Genomic DNA, 21,542 nt, shown 5'->3' with positions numbered 1-21,542 from the left:
TTATCTCCTAATACGAGTGCTTGCGTGTGGTTTTTGGTGATTTCAAAGTGTTATATATTTTTTGAATAACATTATATTAACCTATAATTTATATATTTGTTTTTATTTGATAAATTTATTTTTTAACCTTACTATTTTCATATGGCATTAAAACGAATTATTTGGCTAACTCTATTATTAAACATAGGTGTTATTAAAGCACAAAGTATAAACACTGAAACTGTAGATTATCAAATATTATTGTCTCCTAAATTCAAAACAGAAATAAATGATAGGAGTTACAAAATAAATCTACTTTCACCTTACAACCTCACTAAAGAGCAAGTGATTGAAAACTCTAAGAAGGAGTTTCAATACAAACTATCAAACTTTGATGCTCTTGTTGAAAAAAGTAAACTTGAATTTAATGAAAAATTGAAAACATACGATGATGAAGTCGTATTAGCTAAAGAAAAGTTTGAAATTGAGAATGCAGCATTTAAAAAATTAAGTTTATTAGAACGATTGGCTTTGACAGAGCAGAATAAGAATCCAAAATTAAGAATTCCAGCTAAGCCAGAATATTTTCCACCATCAAAACCCGTTTATTCAGAGCCTAATTTGAATAATTATTTAATTATTGACAATAGCGTTTTGGAAAGTCAAATTCAAATTTCAGGTTTTACTAAAACAAGTTCTTTTTACGATATAAACATCCAAATAGATAAGCTTAATCTTATTGATAATAACAATCAGACACATGGTAATCAACCAACAAGTATTCACATAAAGAAGAATGGTCAAGAATTATTAAATCATAACATCTTTACTGATTATAAATTAGTATCATCTTCACCGAGTAATAGTGTAAACAAAGTAACCATTGAAAAGTCAAATATTAACAATATTGTTAAAGAGATTAATGTGTATTTGAATGAGCAATTGGGGTATCAATCTATAGATAAATCTATTAAGTTATACTTTGTTAAAAATAAGGACGGAAAATATGATGACCTAGAGAAAGCACACATTTACGCTACAACAAATTTAAAAAAGATAAACCCTGCAAATCCAGCTGTTACCGAATCAGCAATAGCTGGATTAAAAAAGGCTTTGGATGTGTGGGCTACATATACAACTAAAATAGATTATAAGGATAAGAAAGCTGTTTATAATTCAAAAATCTCTACAATGATTTATTTTAATTTAATAAATCTAAATCTTGCTCTGGATAATAAATCAGAAGCAGAAAAATGGCTGAACCAAATGCAAGAAAATATTATCTACATGGATTTGTCATCTTCAGAGAATAACGAATTAAAAAATATAGAAAAGGAAATTTACAAATAATCTAATTAATCAAATATGTTAAAGCGATCAATACTGTCATTTTTTATTCTGCTAATATTACAAATTGTAGCAGCACAAAATGGCAATCAAAATAACCTAAAAGTTGGGGAAAGTTTTAGTTTTCAAGAAGAACTTGAAAAGGACACAAAACTATGTTTTGCAAATGGTTATAACTATTACTTACATAGCGTCATATCTGAATGGTCTGGATTGGGTCAACGTAAAATAATTGTTCGAAAATTTGATCAATCTAATAATTTAGTTGATGAAAAAGAACAAGATTTTTCTATTTCACCTGAATTAATTCACACGTATAATGCTTCATTTCAAATAAATGCAAATCAAATAGTTACGCTTATCCAATCTTCTAGTAAGAAAGGTTTGAAGACAGATATTCATGCCTATACATTTGATAAAACAAATGATGCCTTTAGTAATAAAATTTTAGCAAGTTATCCCATAGAATCCTTATCTAAATCGGGAGATGTAATTAGTTCATTATCTGCAAACGGCAAGTATTTAACTGTGATATATGCACATAAAGTAATAAAGAAGCAACCTCAGCAAGTTGATTGTGTTGTGTATAATACAGAAAACATGAATGAAGTGTTCAAAAAGTCTGTAACCTTTGAAGATAATTTTAGAACAAGTTCTTGTTTAACTACTGATTTTGGTAAGGTTGTTATTGTTAGAAACCCCAATAGTTACAAAGAATACAAACATTTTGTTGTGATAGATGAAAAGGGACAAGAAACTAAAACTATTGATGGTAAATTAATGATACATGAACCTATGTTATTGAATATAAATAATCAAGACTATCTTTTTGCAATTAATTATGTAGACAAGACGGTGAGGGCTTCTCATGATTTTACCAATCTTTTAGTATACAATCTTTCGGATGGCACGACGTTAGCAAATAATGATATTGTTATAGGGAAAGATGTTAAAAATAAAATTGTAGATGTCACTATCAGAAAGGTTCTTTTTGAAAACAATAAATTCTTTTTATTTACTGAAATAAAACAAGAGGAAAATCAAGCTAAAAATCAGAACCCCATGAACCCAAATTCATTGACTCCGATATCTTATTACGGTCCAGGTAATCTTTTTGAACTTGATTTAATTGGTAAAATTTTAGCAAATGTTCCAATTGATAAACATTCATACTTTAAATATAGATATTCCCGTACATATTCAATGACCCCATTTAATGGAAGAATTTATTTAAGTGGCCCGCATGTGTTATTTAATCTATTTGAAGATATAAACGTGAAAGAAAAATTTGATTATTATGCAGCAACTCGTGGTATAGAATATGATTCATTGCTTCCTGAATTTACCACTTATATACCAGATAATAATACAATGATTAATTTATATAATAAGGGTAAAGACCAATTTATATTTACTAGTTTTCAACCATAACATTATTGGATGCTTATTAATAAAAGTTAGATTAAATGAAAAAGCCTTCAATTTAATAATTGAAGGCTTTTTTATAGGGTTAGATGAATTATTATTCGTTTACAACACCCATTTTGCTAAACTTGTCTATTCTTTCAGCAACTAAAGTTTCTTTGTCTTTAGCGCCTAAGATGGTTAAATCAGCTAAAATTTGAGCTTTAACATTTGCTGCGGCAGCTTCAGGGTTTTGATGTGCACCACCTACAGGTTCAGGAATGATACCATCTATTAATCCATTTGCTAACATATCATTACCTGTTAATTTCAATGCTTCAGCAGCACGTTCTTTATGATCCCAACTTCTCCATAAGATAGAAGAGCATGATTCTGGAGAGATTACCGAATACCATGTGTTTTCCATCATGTATACGCGATCTCCAATACCTATACCTAGCGCACCACCAGAGGCACCTTCACCGATAACAATACAGATCACAGGAACTTTTAGCACAGACATTTCTAATAGGTTACGTGCGATAGCTTCACCTTGGCCTCTTTCTTCGGCTTCTAAGCCTGGAAATGCCCCCATAGTATCGATTAATGTTACGACAGGCTTATTGAACTTCTCTGCCATTTTCATTAAACGAAGAGCCTTACGATAGCCTTCTGGGTTAGCCATTCCGAAATTACGGTATTGTCTTTCTTTGGTGTTTTTACCTTTTTGATGTCCAATTACCATTACCGATTCCCCACCAATAGAAGCAAAACCACCTACGATAGCTTTATCATCTTTTACTGTACGGTCACCGTGTAACTCGACAAACTCATCACATATCATTTCGATATAGTCGAAAGTTTGTGGTCTCTCTGGGTGTCTTGACATCTGTACTTTTTGCCATCCTGTCAAGTTATTGTATATATCCACCTTAGTTTGCTCAAGTTTTTCTTCCAATTCGCGAACTGTAGCACTCATGTCTACTTTTGTTTTTTCCGCGACTTGATTAACTTTTTCTATTTGCGTTTGCAAATCAGCAATCGGCTTCTCAAAATCAAATGTCGTATTCATATAAAAATAACACTGTCGTTTATCTCGGCTAAGTTACTGTATTTTTACCTAATATAAAACAGTTTTTCATTCCTTCATTAATAGGTTTGAATGTCTAAAATTAGTAGTTTAGTGCTCTGGAGATTTACAATTTATGACGGCTAAAGAAAAACAAAAGATAACTTTTCCATACATGTTTGTGTTGAAAATCATTGCAGTTATCATTACTGTGATGGTTTATAATACTTTTTTTGAAAGTAAAAAAAGTGAATTGTTGAGTCAGATATTTAGAGGTGTTAACACTTTTCTAATACCTAGTATTGTCATATCAATATTACGTTTTGTTATTATATCCATTTATAATGCACGGCATGCTAATCGCTCGGTAAGAGGTAATTTTGTCTTAGGTATCAATAGATTGACAGCGATTATAAATACAGTTTTGTTGGTTATAGCATTGATGGTGGCATTTGGGATTAACCCAATTCAGTTTGTGACGAGCTTAACAATAGTGGCAATGGCTATTGCCGTACTATTTAGAGATTATATTACAAATATGTTGAGTGGACTTTTTGTGATGTTTTCTGAACAACTGTCTGTAGGAGATCGCATTAAGGTGGGAGAGCATAAAGGTAGGATAGTAGATATAACATTTGCTAATATTATTCTTCAAAATGAAGAGGATGATATGGTAATGGTTCCAAATAATTTAGTTTTTACTAATTCTATGGTCAACCTATCAGCTCATCGTTCTAATTTATTTACTGTCAAATTCGAGTTACCATTAAGTGTGGCTACAGATATCGAGACACTTGAAAAGGAAATACAAAGTGTATTGATAAATCACCCTAATCTGGATGAAAATACAGAACCCAAAATACATGTTGTAGACATAGGCAAGGACTTTGTCCGCTATAAAATAGAACTATATGCTATAAGTAGTAGTAATAAATTGCATCGTGAAATAGAAAACGAAGTGCTGCGCGAAATATTGATTTTCGAGCATTCTAAAACTAAAGTTTCCTAACTTTTACATTATTTACAAAATGATTTGATGCTTTTTGAAGGATTAAATCTGCTCTGTACTTCGTTGGTAAAATGTTATTATGCAAATTAGGTTTGTTGATCTCATTCCATATTTGAAATGCCATTTCTTTACTACCTTCTAATGTAAGGTTAGCATATTTATGAAAGTAGGAGTTAGGGTCTTGAAATGCCGTAGCGCGTAAGGATTCAAATCTATTTATATACCAAGTAATTATATCCTCTTCATTGGCGTCTACATAGATAGAGTAATCAAAGAAATCAGATACGAAAACTTTGTTACTTTGACCTTTTTGAGAATTGACTTGTAATACATTAATCCCTTCCACAATTAGAATGTCAGGATTTTGAATGAGTATAGTGTCATCTCGCAAAATGTCATATTCGAGATGCGAGTAGACAGGGACGATGTGTGTAGAAATTCCGGACTTGACAGCGGTAAGAAAGTTTAATAATTTCTTGGTATCATAGCTTTCAGGAAAGCCTTTTCTATTGAGAATTCCTCGATCAGATAATATTTTATTGGGGTAGAGAAAACCATCAGTAGTGACTAATGATACTTTAGGTTTATTCGGAAGAAAGGAAAGTACCTTTTGCAAAACACGTGCTGTAGTGCTTTTGCCTACTGCTACTGATCCTGCGATACCTATAATGAAGGGTAGCTTTTGTTGATTTCTATCGAAAAAATTATTACTAGCATTACGAATATCCTCGTAATGATTTATATGTAATTCAATAAGGTGAGCTAATGGAAAGTAGATTTCTTCAATTTCTTCTGTATTCAATGGTTCGTTTAAAGCATGCATTTGATCAATATCGTCTGCATTCAAACTGTGATTGAAATGACCGTTTAGTTCTTTCCATTCTTCTCTATTGAAATCATGGTAAGGACTACTTAATATTTTCTCCTCTTGAAACGTTGACATCTATCTTTCCATTTTATTCGCGCAAATATACAGTCTTACCTTAAAAAATTTGGTAGAAATTAATATTTTGTTACTCCAATAGTCCTTCTATTATCAATGAACCCGTTGCTGGATTTGTAGCTAATGGCACATTATATAAATCGGATATTCGCATTAACATTTGAATATCAGGTTCATGAGGGTGTTTACCTAATGGGTCTCTGAAGAAAATAATACCTGCAATTTTTCCTTCTGCTGCTAATGCGGCGATTTGTGCATCTCCACCTTTAGGTCCACTAAGTTTTAACTCCACATCTAATCCTGTCTGAAGAATCAGAGAACCTGTCGTTCCTGTGGCAACGATATGTGCTCTTCGCAGAAATTCAATATGGTCTTTTACAAATCCTACCATTTCAGCCTTTTTACCATCATGTGCAATTAAAGCTATTGTTTTCATAATATAAATGATTTAGGTTTATCCAAAAAATAAATAGGCTAATACAATAGCGGCTATCAGCCCCACAAAATCTGCAATTAGACCACAGACTAAAGCATGCCTAGTGTTCTTAATACCAACTGACCCAAAGTAGACTGCTAATACATAAAATGTTGTTTCTGATGAGCCCTGAATAATACTAGCTAACCTACCTTGAAATGAATCCACACCATATGTTTGCATGACATCAACCATTAAACCTCTAGCACCACCACCACTTAGTGTTTTCATCAATCCAACAGGTAAAGCAGGGACAAACTGTGTGTCAAGCCCCATAGCAGCAACTAATGAGCCAATGCCGTTAACAATATAATCCATACATCCTGTCGTACGGAAAGCTGAAATAGCCACTAGGATAGCAATCAAGAAGGGGATAATCATGACTGCTGTTGAGAAACCTTCTTTTGCTCCGTCAATAAAAGCATCGTATACATTTATTTTTTTTATAGCTCCGTAGGTTATGAATAGGATTATAATTGAGAAAATCAATAACCCACCAATTAACCCAGTTACTTTTTGCATTTGGTCTGGAGGCATATCTTTCAAACCAAAATATAAGATACACATCAATCCAATGAAAATACATAAGAATACAAGTATTGGTAACTTAAATAAATTGATCCGTTGGAATGCAGCTACAGCCAACATGCCTGAAACGAATGAAATAAAAGTCCCTATAAGTGCTGGAATAAAGATGTCTGCTGGATTGGCAGCGCCTGCAGACATACGAAGTGCAATCACAGATGTTGGAATCAGTGTGATGCCAGCAGTATTTAGTACCAAAAACATAATTTGTGAATTGGTAGCAGTTTCTTTCTCCTTGTTAAGTTCTTGCAATTCTTTCATTGCTTTCAGACCAACTGGTGTTGCGGCATTATCTAATCCAAGCATATTTGCCGAAAAGTTCATAATGATCGAGCCATTAGCAGGATGTCCTTTAGGAATACCTGGAAATAACTTACTAAAGAAAGGGTATACCCCCTTTGCGAATACCGAAATCATTCCAGCTTTCTCACCAACTTTCATGATGCCTAACCAAAAAGTCATGATGCCCACTAATCCTAGTGAAAGTTCAGCACCAGTTTTGGCGCTGTCAAATAACCCATTAATAAGATTAGAAAATATTTCGGTATCACCGAAAAAAAGAAGTTTAATTAAGGCTACAATAAAAGCAATAACAAAAAAGGCAATCCAAACGTAATTTAAAGCCATATAATTTTTATTTCATCGTAAATGTAAGCGTTCTGACGGATTATTACAATTTCGATTTTGAGTTTTTATAGAATAAACCGAAAATCGAACATGTCGATTTCAATTTATGATACTGGTCGATAAAATTAAGAAGTAAGGGTTTGAATTATTGCGGATGCCTTTAGTAAACATTCATTATATTCTTTGTCTACATTTGCGTCAATCGTGATAGCTCCACCTGTGTGAAAAGATAAGTACTTTTCATTCTGATTGTACAGGATTGTTCGGATAACAACGTTAAAATCAAAATCTCCTTCAGCTGAGAAATATCCAACAGCACCTGAATAAACCCCACGTCTTGAGTTTTCGTAAGTATCACATAATTTCATAGCCGAAATTTTAGGCGCACCTGTCATAGATCCTGGAGGAAAGATGTTTTTGATAGCTTCAATATCACTAATATCATCACTTTTACTGCAAGTTATAGTTGAGATAAGCTGATGTACTTGTTTAAAACTGTGCACTTCAAGTTTTCTCTCTGCGGCTACTGTTCCTGGTTTAGCTGACCGTGTCATATCGTTTCTGACCAAATCAACAATCATAACATTTTCTGCTATTTCCTTTGGATTATTTCGAAGTTCAATAATGTTCTTTTGATCCTCTATAGCTGAATTACCACGTGCTGCAGTACCTTTAATTGGTTGAGAAATAAGAATATCATCACGCTTAGCCAAAAAACGTTCAGGTGAAGCGGATATGATATATTTATCTTTGATTTTAAAATATGTAGAAAATGGAGTAGGAGAAAGGTGGTTAAGTCTTTTATAAACCTCTAAAGGGTTAATATCTACATCCTCTGCATAAAATTCTTGGCACAAATTTACTTCATATATATCACCTCTTTGAATATGTGAAATTATACGCTCAAAAGCTTTGAAATACCCTTCTTTGCCTAATCTATGCTGAATCTCAATATTAAAATTTTCTTTTTGTGATGATTCGTTTTGAAAAAAATTGGATATAGCGACATAATCCTCTTCAGGATTATCCGATTGTATCTCAATCGAATTTATAGAAAATTTAATTATGGTTTTAGGTACAAAAAAATAGCAATCTGGAAATTTTAGTGGATTCGGAAATGAAGTTTTTAAATCTTCGATTTCATTCTTAAGGTCGTAACCAAAAAAACCAAACATCCAATGATTAGGATGTTTGGTTTTAAAATTGTCTAATCTTTTGAAAGTATCTTCATTAGTACTTTCAAAAGTATATGCTGCATCTACCGCTAAGATAGCTTCGATAGACGAATATTCATCTTGATAACCATTTGACTGAAGATAACAAATTTGTTCAAATTGTTGCGCCCAAGCTAACGCTTTAGACTCAAAATCAACACTATCAACCTCAAAAATGGCTTTTGCCATGTCTTACTTTAATACAATAGTTTGTGTACGATCAGGACCTACTGACAAATATTTGATTGGCACTTCTAATGCTTTCTCTAAGTAAGCAATGTAATTTGCCAATGCTGCCGGGATTTCATCTGTAGTGCGTATGCCTGTCAAATCTTGATTCCAACCTTCTATTTCTTCTAAAATAGGCTCAGGTTTGATAGAATTGATATCGTAAGGCATATAATCGATTACTTCACCATTGTATTTGTAGTGTGTACAAGCATAGATTTTTTCAAACGTATCCAATACGTCAGCTTTCATCATTACCAACTCAGTTACACCATTCAACATGATCGCGTATTTCAAAGCAGGAATATCAATCCAACCTGTGCGACGCGCGCGACCTGTAGTTGCACCGAATTCGTGACCTAATTGACGTAATTTTTCTCCTGTTTCATTATCCAATTCAGTTGGGAATGGACCACCACCTACACGTGTACAGTATGCTTTGAAGATACCTAGTACTTCACCAATTTTGTTTGGAGCAATACCAAGACCTGTACAAGCACCTGCTGTTGTTGTATTTGATGAGGTAACGAATGGGTAAGAACCAAAGTCAATATCTAATAAAGTACCTTGTGCACCTTCAGCTAATACTTTTTTGCCGTCTTTCAAATATTGGTTTACCAAATGCTCAGAATCCACATGTGGAATAGATTTGATAAATTCAATAGCAGCTAAGAAAGCATCTTCGCGTTCTTTGAACTCAGGGATTTCACCATAGTGAGAAAGAATTTCTAAGTGCTTTCCTTTCAATTTCTCATAACGTTCTTGAAAATCAGGCAATGTAGTATCACCCACACGTAGTCCATTACGACCAGTTTTGTCCATGTATGTAGGACCAATTCCTTTTAATGTAGAACCGATTTTACCAGCTCCCATTTTGGATTCCGAAGCAGCATCCAATAACTGGTGAGTCGGTAGGATAAGGTGCGCTTTACGAGCCAAAACCAATTTACCTTCACCTACAGGATCGAAACCTGCTGCTTTTAGATTATCTAATTCTCTCTTTAAGATAATAGGGTCAATTACAACACCATTACCGATTAAATTTAAAGTAGTTTTATTGAAAATACCTGAAGGAATAGTGTTTAAAACAAATTTCTTGTTGTCAAACTCTAACGTGTGTCCGGCATTAGGACCCCCTTGGAAACGAGCGATCAAATCATATTGTGGACACAGTACATCCACAATTTTACCTTTACCTTCGTCGCCCCATTGTAAGCCCAATAGCACATCAACTTGCATAGCGTATTATTTTGAGATTATGATTGAAATTTTGTACAATTCTATTAAAAAAATAATGTTCGGAAAATAGGCAGTTCCATTTTCCGAACAAATTTACTATTATTAATAAAGTATAGAGAATTAAATTTAAATTACTTCTGCTACCTCTTCTTTTTTCTCTGAACCCTTCATAGCTTGACATGTAGAGCATATTCCATAAAGATTTAAAGAATGGTGTTTGATGTCAAATTTTAGTAAATCACCAATCATACTTTGAATTTGGTGAATACGTGGATCACAGAATTCAACAACCTTATTGCATTCGATACAGATTACGTGATCATGTTGTTTATATCCATATGATTTTTCAAATTGAGCCATATTTCTTCCAAATTGGTGTTTGGTCACCAAATCACAAGAAACTAACAACTCTAAAGTATTGTATACAGTAGCGCGACTTACACGGTACTTCTTGTTTTTCATATGTATATACAATGACTCCACGTCAAAGTGATCTGTTCGAGAATATATCTCTTCAAGAATGGCATAGCGCTCGGGCGTCTTTCTTAGATTTTTGTTCTCTAAATAAGCCTCGAATATTTTTTTTACGGTCTCGTAACTTTCTCCTTGATTCATATTTTTCTTCGCTCCTAAGCAAATTTACCAATTATTATTCTATTTTTTTAAATAATCAAAAAAGTGAAACAAAGCTGATTAATTTTCTGATTCATAGCGTGTGACACTTGTGATGCCCGACACTAATTTTAATCGATTAATTAGATTATCTAATTGCTCAATATTATTGATGTTGACCATAATGTTGCCTTCAAAAATCCCCTCATTACTTGAAATACTCAGGGATCGAATATTGACATTAAATTCTTGAGAAATAACTGTCGTTAACTTGTTTACCAATCCTACATCATCGATGCCTATAATACGAATTCCGGTGATAAAGGCATGATCCATTTGAGAAGACGCCCATCTGGCCTTTAGTATACGGTAGCCATAATTTGCCATCAATTTAGATGCATTAGGGCATGAGGTACGATGAATTTTTATGCCCTCATTGACAGTTAAAAAACCAAAAATATCATCTCCTGGTATTGGATTGCAACATACAGCTAATGTATAATCAAGTTTTTGATTATCATCTCCAATTAAAATCGTATCAGCATTCCTTTTATCTATCTTTTCTACTAGTCCAGAAATGTGTGAATTAAATTGATTTTGAGTGACTAAATCATGTGTTTTTTCACTTGCTACATAGTCTCTTAAATTCTTTATATCAATTATTCCTTTAGCTACATTGTAGAATAATTCTTGTGAACTAGGATACTTAAAGAAGTTTGCAATTTTGTTGATGTTATCCGTGTTGTAAGTCAATTTTAATGACTTCATTTTACGTTCCAAAATCTCTTTGCCATCCTCTGCAACACGTCTTTTTTCTTCTTTTAATGAGGATTTTATTTTAGATTTAGCTTTAGCAGTGACCACAAAATTTAACCAATCCTCTTTTGGAGTTTGCTTACTTGAGGTAATGATTTCTAGCTGATCACCATTTTGCAAAGGGTGACTTAATGGCACCAACTTATGGTTTACCTTAGCCCCGATACAAGTTGCACCAATGTCACTGTGAATCTCGAAGGCAAAGTCTAAGGCTGTAGCTCCATTCGGGAGTTGTATAAGTGTTCCTTTAGGTGTAAAAATGAATATTTCATCTGAAAACAAGTTCATTTTGAAATCATCCAAAAAGTCTAGCGCATTCTGTTCTGGATTACTTAATACATCACGCACTTTTTGAATCCATTGATCAAGTCCGTTGTCAGTATTGGACTCTTTATATTTCCAGTGAGCGGCGAAGCCTTTTTCAGCAATTTCGTTCATACGTTTGGTACGAATTTGTACTTCTACCCACTGACCTCGAGGCCCCATTACAGTCGTATGCAAAGATTCATACCCATTTCCTTTAGGTGTAGAGACCCAATCACGTAGACGATCAGGATTAGGACGGTACAAATCTGTAATAATGGAATATACCTTCCAACATTCTGTTTTTTCCTTTTCGTATTCTGTATCAATAATCACCCGTATAGCAAACAAATCATAAACTTCTTCGAATGGAATAGATTTTTTACGCATCTTATTCCAAATTGAATGAATTGATTTGGGACGCCCAAATACGGATGCATTAATGTCTTGTTCTAGAAGAATTTCTTTGACAGGGGAAATGAAATCTTTAATGAATTTTTCGCGTTCAGCCTTTTTCTCATTTAGTTTTTTCGCAATAAACTTATACGTATCTGGATCCGTATATTTCATTGATAAATCTTCCAATTCGGATTTTATGGCATAAAGTCCTAGTCGGTGGGCTAATGGAGCATATAAATAGCTGGTTTCAGAAGCTATTTTTAATTGTTTATGACGCGCCATAAACTCCATTGTACGCATATTGTGAAGTCTATCGGCGAGTTTGATTAAAATTACACGAACATCATCCGCTAGCGTTAAAAGCATTTTGCGAAAATTTTCTGCTTGAATGGAACTATTTGGATCAAAGACACCAGAAATCTTCGTTAATCCATCTATTATCTTCGCTACTTTCTTTCCGAAAAGTGATTCAATTTCTTCCAGAGTGATGGAAGTGTCTTCTACGACATCATGTAATAATGCACAAACTATAGATGTAGTCCCTAGGCCAATTTCTTCGGCAGCTATTTGCGCTACAGCGATAGGGTGATAGATATACGGTTCACCGGATTTGCGACGCATATCTTTGTGACTTTCTAATGCAAGGTCAAAAGCTTTTCTTATCTCTTGTTTATCACCCTTTTGTAGTGTTGGTTTGCAAGCTCGTAATAATGCTCTATATCGTTTTCTTATTTCTTTGTTTTCCGCTTCTATATCTATCACATATTCTTCCATAAGAACCTCTTAAAATATTTCGTAATCTCCGTGAAAAAAGTTATTTTTATATAAAAATGAATAAGTATAAAATTAGACACCTATTCATGTATAAATATAAAGATTAATTCTTTTATAAATTGAGATTAAGTTTAAAATGTTAATGTTTCGTCTACAAAAAATAAGTGTTACTTTATTTTTTCTGTTTCTCACTCATTTTATATGTAATGGACAACAGGCAATGACCCCATTGACAGTTCCTCATTATGGACCAGGAACACCAGAAACTTTAGCATATTATGCTACTACGAAGTTAGAAAGTGGAGAGATCTTACCTTGGTTTCCTATCGAAACTGTCTATGTATATGCAAATAAAACATGGAAAAATGTAGCTGATAAAGAAAGATACCTGAGGCTAAAACGCAACGTTTTACGTGTCTTACCTTATGCTATATATGCTCAAAAACGCTACGAGAAATTAGATAGAGATTTAGCATTGGCTAATTCTAAAAAAGAAGAGAAGGCATTAATTAAAGCTTGTGAGCGAGAAATTAAAGAGAAAATAAATAATGAAGTAAAAGATTTGTCTATTTCACAGGGTAAAATTTTGATCAAATTGATAGAACGTCAAACTGGAAATTCGAGTTATGAATTGGTGAAAGATATGCGAGGAAGCGTTTCTGCATTTGTTTATCAAGGAGTAGCACGTATGTTTGGTCATAATTTAAAAGCTACATATGATCCACAAGAGGATTTTGAAGTAGAAAATATAATCCGTGAATATGAAATCTTAAGACCTATTAACAAACCTTATCAGTAAAATATGAGCGTGAAAACGATATATGATTTTAAAGCACTAGAATTTTCTGGAAATTACAAATCTTTGTCGGATTATAAGGGTAAAGTTTTGTTAATTGTCAATACAGCTAGTGGATGCTATTTTCGTAAACAATTCAAGTCATTAGAAAATCTATATCATCAATACAAGGATTTAGGTTTTGAGATATTAGCTTTTCCATCGAATGATTTTGCAAATCAAGAACCACGCACAGGCCTAAATTTAGAAACTTACTGCCGTATCCAAGAGGGTGTTACTTTTCCAGTATTTAAGCGTATTCATGTCAAAGGTGATTTTGTAGATCCTGTTTATAGATTTCTTTCTCACAAATCTGAGAATGGAGTGCTTGATAGTGTACCGATGTGGAATTTTCATAAATTTTTAGTTGATAGGGAAGGAAAAGTAGTGGATTTCTACTATTCTTTTACAAGTCCATTGTCTTCGTCTGTCAAAAGCAAAATTGAAAATTTGCTAAGCAAGTAAGTGGTGATTATCCCTATTTTTGTCTAAAATTAAAGGTTAATGAAGTTAGATTTATTGGTGATGACTGTGCATCCTGATGATGCAGAATTAGGTGCTGGTGGTACTATTGCAAAGTATGTTGCTGAAGGGAAATTTGTTGGTATCATTGATTTAACAAGAGGTGAGCTTGGAACTCGTGGGACAGCTGAAACAAGAGCTGCTGAAGCTGCTGAGGCTGCAAGAATTCTTGGGGTAGCTGTTCGTGAAAACTTAGAATTGCGTGATGGATTTTTTCAAAATAATGAAGAATCTCAATTGGTGATTATAAAAGCAATCCGAAAGTATCAGCCTGAAATTGTGATTACAAATGCTTTTGACGATCGTCATCCTGACCATGGGAGGGCGAGTAAATTGGTGAATGATGCATTATTTTTGGCCGGTTTAAGACGTGTTGAAACGACAATAGATGGTATAAGTCAATTGCCATTTCGTCCGAGATTGCAACTACAACTTATTCAGGATAAATATATTCAGCCCAATATTCTATTAGATGTGAGCGATTATTGGGACATAAAAGAACAATCAATATTAGCGTATAAAACACAATTTAACTCTTCTAATACGGACGATGGGCCTCAAACTTATATCTCTAACCCAGAATTTATGGAATACACTAGAGCTCGGGGAAGAGAGTTTGGTAGAAATATTCAAGTTGCCTACGCAGAAGGATTTACTTCAAGAAAAATAGTGGGTGTAAGAGATATATTTGATTTAAGATAATTTAAATTACAATATTTATATACAAGCCTTACATAAAAATAAGGCTTGTTTTATTTTTATAGTTAATTTCTAAAATTAGCTTGATTAAGCTAATTTTTAAGTGGAAAAGTAATAAATAACATTGACGATTGCTCAGAAATACTGTTTATTGCTATATGGTAATTAAATGCTATTTAGTGACGCTATTATTGTCTCCTTAATGATTTTTCATACGTTGATTGTGTTAGTAGGCATATTGTTTGATCGAAGTATTGCCGACTTTGTTTGCATTTGATATTATCTGATACAAAATTTCATTTTCTTTATTGACTTTCGTGAAAATTTGAATCACATAAGCGTCGTGATTTTCATCTCTGAAAGTAATATTTGTACGTCGTGCTAATGTTAAGAAACTTAATCTTCTAAATACCGATAAAAAATTTCTTATTTGCTCAATTTTCTCGATTTGTGTGAGGTTTATAATTCCTGGATCATTGAAGAGATTTTTGTAATATATAGCATCATCAGTCAATGTCCCTACACATCTACGCTTATGCGATATATAACTAGAATAAAGTAATATTCCAGATAGTATTCCTACAAAAATAGCAGATGCTATCACCTCATGTCTGATATTGGTAAGATAGATAATAGCTAAAGGGATGATTAACAGTAGGTATTTGAAAATATTGAATTTGTGAAATAGGAATAGTATTCTTTGCATTGCAACACTAATAACGGCAGCAATTAATAATGATTTTAAAAATTGAAACATTTCAAATAAATAGAAATCATAATCATTTTGGTTATTGACACCTCTATACAATAGATAAGATGACAAAAAAAGTGTAATATAGGGGATAGTGTATGTTGCCCTGCTTGATATATTCATTTGTCTTTAAATCAGTTTCCTAACAATCGTCTAAGTTAAATAAGTTTAGTTTAAAAGTGTGGTTTTACAACTGATTTAACTTAGGGTTTATAGTTGTTGATCTACATTACGTGATAATATTGGGATGGATTAGGAGAAGTTGCTAGCTACGTGTTGAATGTGCAACTAAGACTCGATTACTATTGATAATTTTAGAAACTAGAATCTCGCATATATGGTCACGATATACTCCTTTAACGCACTATTCAATTAGCTTGTAAGCAAAGGGAGTCAATTCAGGTAAGATATCAGTGGGGGTATATGATATCTTCATAAATAAATTAGATACAAAAATAAAGGGATTCTATTAGAATCCCTTTATTGTATAAAAACAATTAATTATAATTGTTTGTCCAATTTCTCTACTAGTACTGACTTAGGTACAGCACCAATTTGTTTGTCTACAATTTCGCCGTTTTTGAAGAATAATAATGCAGGAATATTTCTGATACCAAAACGAACCGAAATATCTGGATTGTTGTCAACGTTGACTTTACCAACAACTGCTTTACCTTCATATTCATTAGCAATTTCGTCAACCACAGGACCTACCATACGACATGGACCACACCATTCTGCCCAAAAATCAATCAACACTGGTTTGTCTGCTTTTAATACAAGCTCTTCGAAGTTGCTATCTGTAATTTCTAATGCCATAATAATACTCTATTTAAATTTATTCAGTAACAAATATAGCTATTTGCATGGAATATAAATCGTAATTGCAATGTAATAAAATTTATACCCTATCAATTTAATTTATATTTAACACCTTCCATTTCTTCAATAATTTGGAGTAATTCGTTGGTGATTTTAATTTTAGTTGATTTTGCTGGCATTTCAACTGATATATTTTCTTTTACATCTACTATCATAAATTTTAAACCACAATTTGCTGCCTCACCTTCTGGAATAGTAGATTCTATAAGATCATGAATTTTGTGAATCATTTCATCGTTTAATTGATGTAATGCTATCTGTATGGTAAAGTTTTTAGCGAACTTATCTCTTAATTCTGATAAAAGTTGAATACTTTTTAACTCAAATCCCCAGTTTCCAACCTGTCTGAATCTTTCTTGTACTAAACCTCTTATTTGAACAAAATAACCATCTTCCAAATAACTTTTGAATTTCACATAATCTTCACCGAAAATGGCAATATCATAGGAGTCTGAATAATCTTCAATAATAAATGAACCAAAAGGTTTACCTGCTTTGGATACGCGATGTGCTGCATTGGCAATGATACCTCCGATAACAATCTCTTTATTTTTTATTTTATTGAATTCTAATAGGATGTCTTCTTCTACTTCGGAAGCCTTTACCTTGTTTATTAATTGTAGCTCTGAAACTCTATTTTGACAGAAATGGTCGATTTCGAATTTATAATTATCTAAAGGGTGGGAGGTGAGGTAAATACCAATTACGTCTTTCTCATATTTTAATTTTTCAATTAAACCCCAAGGTGTGCAAGGAGCTAAAACTGGCTCAGGCAAAGCAGTAGCTGCTCCACCTCCAAATAATGAAGCTTGTGCTGAACTTTCATTTTCTTTGAAACGTTGTGCAAATTTTACAGCTTTCTCAATTCCAGTTGTATTGTCACCATCTTTATAGAAATATTGAGCACGATGGGTGTCTGTAAAACCATCAAAACCACCAGCGTAAGCAAGTGATTCAAAGGCTTTTTTATTGGCAGAGCGTAAGTCTATTCGTTTAGCAAAATCAAAAATTGATTTATATGGACCTGTCTCGCGAGTTTGTACAATTGTATCCACTGCGCCAGCACCAACTCCCTTTACGGCGCCAATACCAAATCGTATAGCACCACTTTCATTTACAGTAAATTTGTAATGCGATTCATTTACATCTGGTCCCAATACGGTTAATCCCATACGCTTACATTCTTCCATGAAGAAGGTTACTTGCTTAATATCGTTCATGTTATTAGAAAGCACTGCAGCCATATATTCTGCTGGGTAATGTGCTTTCAAATAAGCTGTTTGATACGCGACCCAAGCATAACATGTAGAGTGGGACTTGTTGAAGGCGTAACTTGCAAAAGCCTCCCAGTCAGTCCATATTTTTTCTAAGACTTTAGGGCTGTGACCTTTTTCAGCAGCTTGATCAACAAATTTAGGCTTCATTTTGTCCAATACGGCCTTTTGCTTCTTACCCATTGCTTTACGCAAAACATCGGCATCACCTTTGGAAAAGCCTGCTAATTTTTGCGAAAGAAGCATTACCTGCTCTTGGTAAACCGTAATACCGTATGTTTCTTTTAGGTATTCTTCACAGGCATCTAAATCGTATGTGATTGGTTCAATACCATGTTTACGCTTAATGAAAGAAGGAATGTATTCCATCGGACCTGGACGATACAGGGCATTCATGGCGATCAAATCGGCAAATACAGTAGGCTTAAGTTCCTTCATGTATTTTTGCATCCCAGGCGATTCGTACTGGAATACACCAATGGTTTCACCACGTTGGAATAACTCGTATGTTAATTCATCATCGATTGGAAAGTTATCGGGATCTAATTCTACTCCGTGACGTAAGCGTACATTGGCGACCGTATCTTTAATTAGGGTTAGTGTTTTTAACCCTAAAAAGTCCATTTTCAACAAACCGGCACTTTCTACTACAGAGTTGTCAAATTGCGTGACGTATAAATCCGAATCTTTGGCTAGAGATACTGGAACAAAGTTCGTGATATCATCTGGAGTAATAATAACACCACAAGCGTGAATGCCTGTATTACGCATTGAGCCTTCTAATACGCGTGCTTGTTTGATGGTTTCAGCCTCTAAACCAGCGCCATCTGCTATTCCTTTTAGTTTATTTACAGCTTCATATTCTTCAGTACGAAGCACATCTTTCAATGCTTTTTCGTCCATATTGAAGATTTTGCTAAGCTTCAAATTGGGTATTAACTTCGCAATTTCGTTGGTATCGGCAAGTGGCAAATCTAATACACGCCCTGTATCTTTAATGGAAGACTTAGCTGCCATTGTACCGTAGGTAATGATTTGCGCTACTTGCGAAGCTCCATATTTATCAATTACATACTGCATGACACGTCCACGACCTTCATCATCAAAGTCAATATCTATATCGGGCATGGAGACACGGTCAGGATTCAAAAAACGCTCGAATAGCAGATCGTACATGATAGGATCTAAATTGGTAATTCCTAAACAATATGCTACTGCTGATCCAGCAGCAGATCCACGTCCCGGCCCTACCGAAACACCCATTTTTCGAGCTTCAGCAATAAAATCCTGAACAATTAAGAAATAACCAGGATACCCTGTTCGTTCGATGGTAGTCAACTCAAAATCTAGACGTTCTACAATATCATCCGTAAGTTCTTTATATCTTCTTTTAGCACCTTCATATGTCAAATGACGAAGAAATGCATTTTCACCTCTTTTTCCACCATCCTCATCGTCTTCTGTATCTTGAAATTCTTCTGGAATTTCAAATTTAGGAAGAAGTACATCCCGGAATAGGGAATAAATTTCTATTTTATCGACTATTTCCTGAATATTTATAATAGCATCTGGCAAATCCGAAAATGATTTTTTCATTTCTTCAGCAGATTTAAAATAATATTCTTGATTTGGCATACCAAAACGGAAACCTCTTCCTCGACCAACTGGGGTGGTGAGTTTCTCACCATCTTTTACACATAACAAAATATCATGTGCGTGGGCATCTGCTTTATTAACGTAGTAGGTATTGTTAGTTGCTATGAGTTTGACATCATGCTTATTAGCCAAAGAAATCAATGTTTCATTGACACGGTTTTCATCTTCTTGACCATGACGCATGATTTCCATATAGAAGTCTTCGCCAAATTGCTCCTTCCACCAGATAAGCGCTTCTTCTGCTTGGTTTTCACCAATATTCAAAATTTTATTAGGTATTTCACCTTGTAAATTTCCAGATAAAACAATTAAGTTTTCTTTGTATTGTTCTACAACTGATTTATCTATACGTGGTACATAGTAAAAACCTTCGGTGTAGGCCTTAGAAGCCATTTTTGCTAAATTGTGGTATCCTGCTTTATTTTTAGCTAGGAAAACCACTTGGTAACCATTGTCTTTTCTTGTTTTGTCTTTTCGATCATCACAAATAAAAAACTCACAGCCAACAATTGGTTTTATTATCTGTCCGCTAGGTTCTTCTCCTGCTTCGATAGCTTCTTTATTTTTAGCTTCTACATCTTTGTTATGTCCAAGAACACGGCTTACAAAATGAAAGGCCCCCATCATATTACCGTGATCTGTCAATGCTACAGCTGGCATCTCTAATTTTGCAGCTGCTGATACCAAATCTCCAATAGAAATGGTCGATTGTAAAACGGAAAATTGTGAATGGTTGTGCAAATGAGCAAATGCTGCATGCTCGAGGGCTTCTAGTTTTATAGAATCGACTTCAATTACTGAAGAAGACTTATCCCTGTTTCGAATCGCATCCGAAGAAGCTTTTAGGTTAATATGTTTTAATCCTACTGTTGGGACTAAAGTAGGATTATGTTGTTTGAAATCAACGAAATAGCCAGTGTCAACTTGTAATTGTTCTGGGGTATATATTTCTCGACGAACTAATTCGAAGAAACATCGAGTAGTTGCCTCAACATCGGCTGTTGCGTTGTGTGCTTCAGCAAATGGAACACCGAACAAGTAGGAGTGAAGTTCAGTAAGAGTTGGCAGTTTGTAACGTCCCCCACGACCCCCAGGCAACTTCAGTAAGTCAGCTGTTAATTCTGTACAGGTGTCCAATATAGGCATAGATGACATTGGCGAATCTACTTGATATCGGTAAAGTTCACAGCCCATAATATTGATGTCAAAACCAATGTTTTGACCTACAACGAATTTTGCTTTAGCTAAAGCTTCGTTGAACTTTACTAAGACTTCGGGTAAGGGTATACCTTGTTCTGTAGCCAATTCAGTTGAAATACCGTGAATCTTTTCTGAATCGAACGGAATATTAAAGCCATCAGGTTTTATTAGATAATCCTGATGTTCAATTAAATTACCCATTTCGTCGTGTAATTGCCATGCAATTTGAATACACCTTGGCCAATTGTCTGTATCTGTAATTGGTGCATCCCAACGTTTGGGTAATCCTGTAGTTTCCGTGTCAAAAATTATATACATATCTCTTACTCTTCCTCGCTTGAACAAACAAAATTAGGCAAACTTACCTGCTTTTTCTAGTTAAATGTTATTAGAAATGTGTTTTGATTTGTTATTCAAGTTAGTAAAAAAGTTTTTAAAAAACAGAGTAAACGATAAGATACAAAAAATGCCTCTAATTGACTTTAGAGGCATTTTGTAAAATTAATAACTAGATGTATATCGAGGATGATTATTTACAATTTGGTACAACGAATTGTACATTTAATTGCGCGGTAGCTTTAGCTGAGTAATCTATAATTGTTCTTGTTAACGTATTGTTAGAGGGTAATCTGATATTGGATATATTAAATGAAAATTTAAGAGGTCTTATTTTTTGATCTTAAACTACCTCTAGTTTATG

At 33.8% G+C, this 21,542-nt stretch carries 17 protein-coding genes; 6 read left to right on the top strand and 11 right to left on the bottom strand.

From position 1 onward, the window contains the following. Window positions 1-141: 141 nt before the first annotated feature. Both IPZ78_RS00435 and IPZ78_RS00430 read left to right on the top strand, forming a co-directional pair. On the top strand, window positions 142-1,329 hold the full coding sequence (locus tag IPZ78_RS00435) for a hypothetical protein (protein ID WP_225550946.1): 1,188 nt from the start codon (window positions 142-144) through the stop codon (window positions 1,327-1,329). Window positions 1,330-1,344: 15 nt separating this feature from the next. Next, window positions 1,345-2,757, top strand: a complete 1,413-nt coding sequence (locus tag IPZ78_RS00430; RefSeq protein ID WP_225550945.1) for a hypothetical protein — start codon at window positions 1,345-1,347, stop codon at window positions 2,755-2,757. Between the two features lie 91 nt (window positions 2,758-2,848). On the opposite strand, the gene IPZ78_RS00425 is transcribed toward IPZ78_RS00430, so the two are convergent. Further along, window positions 2,849-3,802, bottom strand: a complete 954-nt coding sequence (locus IPZ78_RS00425; protein ID WP_225550943.1) for an acetyl-CoA carboxylase carboxyltransferase subunit alpha — start codon at window positions 3,800-3,802, stop codon at window positions 2,849-2,851. Window positions 3,803-3,935: 133 nt separating this feature from the next. Between IPZ78_RS00425 and IPZ78_RS00420 the strand changes: the two genes are divergently transcribed. Beyond that, the gene (locus IPZ78_RS00420; protein WP_225550942.1) at window positions 3,936-4,808 is read left to right on the top strand and encodes a mechanosensitive ion channel family protein; all 873 of its coding nucleotides are present in this window, start codon (window positions 3,936-3,938) and stop codon (window positions 4,806-4,808) included. Here the strand turns inward: IPZ78_RS00420 and coaA are convergent. From coaA to IPZ78_RS00385, 7 genes are all read right to left on the bottom strand, one after another. Next, entirely contained in the window at window positions 4,795-5,751 is a 957-nt protein-coding gene (gene coaA, locus IPZ78_RS00415; protein WP_225550940.1) for a type I pantothenate kinase, read from the bottom strand. The two genes, IPZ78_RS00420 and coaA, sit on opposite strands and share 14 nt — an antisense overlap. A gap of 70 nt (window positions 5,752-5,821) precedes the next feature. After that, entirely contained in the window at window positions 5,822-6,187 is a 366-nt protein-coding gene (locus tag IPZ78_RS00410; protein ID WP_262903814.1) for a methylglyoxal synthase, read from the bottom strand. Between the two features lie 18 nt (window positions 6,188-6,205). Then, the gene (locus IPZ78_RS00405) at window positions 6,206-7,438 is read right to left on the bottom strand and encodes a nucleoside recognition domain-containing protein (RefSeq protein WP_225550938.1); all 1,233 of its coding nucleotides are present in this window, start codon (window positions 7,436-7,438) and stop codon (window positions 6,206-6,208) included. A gap of 125 nt (window positions 7,439-7,563) precedes the next feature. Beyond that, window positions 7,564-8,841, bottom strand: coding sequence for an anthranilate synthase component I family protein (locus IPZ78_RS00400; RefSeq protein WP_225550937.1), 1,278 nt, complete (start codon window positions 8,839-8,841; stop codon window positions 7,564-7,566). 3 nt (window positions 8,842-8,844) lie between these two features. Then, a complete protein-coding gene (locus IPZ78_RS00395) occupies window positions 8,845-10,119 on the bottom strand; it encodes an adenylosuccinate synthase (RefSeq protein ID WP_225550935.1) in 1,275 nt (424 codons plus the stop codon). 126 nt (window positions 10,120-10,245) lie between these two features. Next, window positions 10,246-10,734 (bottom strand): Fur family transcriptional regulator, encoded by a 489-nt coding sequence (locus IPZ78_RS00390; RefSeq protein WP_225550933.1) that lies wholly within the window; start codon window positions 10,732-10,734, stop codon window positions 10,246-10,248. A 78-nt stretch (window positions 10,735-10,812) separates the two neighbouring features. Continuing rightward, a complete protein-coding gene (locus tag IPZ78_RS00385; RefSeq protein WP_225550931.1) occupies window positions 10,813-13,023 on the bottom strand; it encodes a RelA/SpoT family protein in 2,211 nt (736 codons plus the stop codon). Window positions 13,024-13,243: 220 nt separating this feature from the next. Here IPZ78_RS00385 and IPZ78_RS00380 point away from each other — a divergent pair, with 220 nt between their 5' ends. Genes IPZ78_RS00380 through bshB1 form a run of 3 tightly spaced genes read left to right on the top strand, consistent with a single transcriptional unit; the run spans window position 13,244 to window position 15,082 of the window. Next, window positions 13,244-13,822 carry a DUF4294 domain-containing protein gene (locus IPZ78_RS00380; RefSeq protein WP_225550929.1) on the top strand — a complete coding sequence of 193 codons (579 nt, stop codon included), beginning with the start codon at window positions 13,244-13,246 and terminating at the stop codon, window positions 13,820-13,822. 3 nt (window positions 13,823-13,825) lie between these two features. Next, entirely contained in the window at window positions 13,826-14,323 is a 498-nt protein-coding gene (locus IPZ78_RS00375) for a glutathione peroxidase (RefSeq protein ID WP_262903813.1), read from the top strand. Between the two features lie 39 nt (window positions 14,324-14,362). Further along, entirely contained in the window at window positions 14,363-15,082 is a 720-nt protein-coding gene (gene bshB1, locus IPZ78_RS00370) for a bacillithiol biosynthesis deacetylase BshB1 (protein WP_225550927.1), read from the top strand. Between the two features lie 223 nt (window positions 15,083-15,305). Here the strand turns inward: bshB1 and IPZ78_RS00365 are convergent, their stop codons facing one another. The 3 genes from IPZ78_RS00365 to dnaE all read right to left on the bottom strand — a co-directional run bounded on the left by IPZ78_RS00365 (window position 15,306) and on the right by dnaE (window position 21,160). Beyond that, the gene (locus IPZ78_RS00365) at window positions 15,306-15,953 is read right to left on the bottom strand and encodes a hypothetical protein (RefSeq protein ID WP_225550925.1); all 648 of its coding nucleotides are present in this window, start codon (window positions 15,951-15,953) and stop codon (window positions 15,306-15,308) included. Between the two features lie 378 nt (window positions 15,954-16,331). Then, window positions 16,332-16,649 carry a thioredoxin gene (gene trxA, locus IPZ78_RS00360; RefSeq protein WP_225550923.1) on the bottom strand — a complete coding sequence of 106 codons (318 nt, stop codon included), beginning with the start codon at window positions 16,647-16,649 and terminating at the stop codon, window positions 16,332-16,334. Between the two features lie 92 nt (window positions 16,650-16,741). After that, window positions 16,742-21,160, bottom strand: coding sequence for a DNA polymerase III subunit alpha (dnaE, locus tag IPZ78_RS00355; protein WP_225550921.1), 4,419 nt, complete (start codon window positions 21,158-21,160; stop codon window positions 16,742-16,744). Window positions 21,161-21,542: the final 382 nt, after the last annotated feature.

Origin of the sequence: Sphingobacterium bovistauri (genome assembly GCF_020295405.1) — a bacterium.
GTDB lineage: Bacteria > Bacteroidota > Bacteroidia > Sphingobacteriales > Sphingobacteriaceae > Sphingobacterium > Sphingobacterium bovistauri.
This window is presented reverse-complemented; position numbering and strand designations above follow the sequence as displayed.

Coding starts and splice junctions, on each gene's coding strand:
- IPZ78_RS00405 (WP_225550938.1), bottom strand. CDS start 7,438: ATGGCTTTAAATTACGTTTGGATTGCCTTTTTTGTTATTGCTTTTATT.
- IPZ78_RS00380 (WP_225550929.1), top strand. CDS start 13,244: ATGACCCCATTGACAGTTCCTCATTATGGACCAGGAACACCAGAAACT.
- dnaE (WP_225550921.1), bottom strand. CDS start 21,160: ATGTATATAATTTTTGACACGGAAACTACAGGATTACCCAAACGTTGG.
- IPZ78_RS00425 (WP_225550943.1), bottom strand. CDS start 3,802: ATGAATACGACATTTGATTTTGAGAAGCCGATTGCTGATTTGCAAACG.
- IPZ78_RS00390 (WP_225550933.1), bottom strand. CDS start 10,734: ATGAATCAAGGAGAAAGTTACGAGACCGTAAAAAAAATATTCGAGGCT.
- IPZ78_RS00395 (WP_225550935.1), bottom strand. CDS start 10,119: ATGCAAGTTGATGTGCTATTGGGCTTACAATGGGGCGACGAAGGTAAA.
- IPZ78_RS00385 (WP_225550931.1), bottom strand. CDS start 13,023: ATGGAAGAATATGTGATAGATATAGAAGCGGAAAACAAAGAAATAAGA.
- bshB1 (WP_225550927.1), top strand. CDS start 14,363: ATGAAGTTAGATTTATTGGTGATGACTGTGCATCCTGATGATGCAGAA.
- IPZ78_RS00375 (WP_262903813.1), top strand. CDS start 13,826: ATGAGCGTGAAAACGATATATGATTTTAAAGCACTAGAATTTTCTGGA.
- IPZ78_RS00420 (WP_225550942.1), top strand. CDS start 3,936: ATGACGGCTAAAGAAAAACAAAAGATAACTTTTCCATACATGTTTGTG.
- IPZ78_RS00365 (WP_225550925.1), bottom strand. CDS start 15,953: ATGAATATATCAAGCAGGGCAACATACACTATCCCCTATATTACACTT.
- IPZ78_RS00410 (WP_262903814.1), bottom strand. CDS start 6,187: ATGAAAACAATAGCTTTAATTGCACATGATGGTAAAAAGGCTGAAATG.
- coaA (WP_225550940.1), bottom strand. CDS start 5,751: ATGTCAACGTTTCAAGAGGAGAAAATATTAAGTAGTCCTTACCATGAT.
- IPZ78_RS00435 (WP_225550946.1), top strand. CDS start 142: ATGGCATTAAAACGAATTATTTGGCTAACTCTATTATTAAACATAGGT.
- IPZ78_RS00400 (WP_225550937.1), bottom strand. CDS start 8,841: ATGGCAAAAGCCATTTTTGAGGTTGATAGTGTTGATTTTGAGTCTAAA.
- IPZ78_RS00430 (WP_225550945.1), top strand. CDS start 1,345: ATGTTAAAGCGATCAATACTGTCATTTTTTATTCTGCTAATATTACAA.
- trxA (WP_225550923.1), bottom strand. CDS start 16,649: ATGGCATTAGAAATTACAGATAGCAACTTCGAAGAGCTTGTATTAAAA.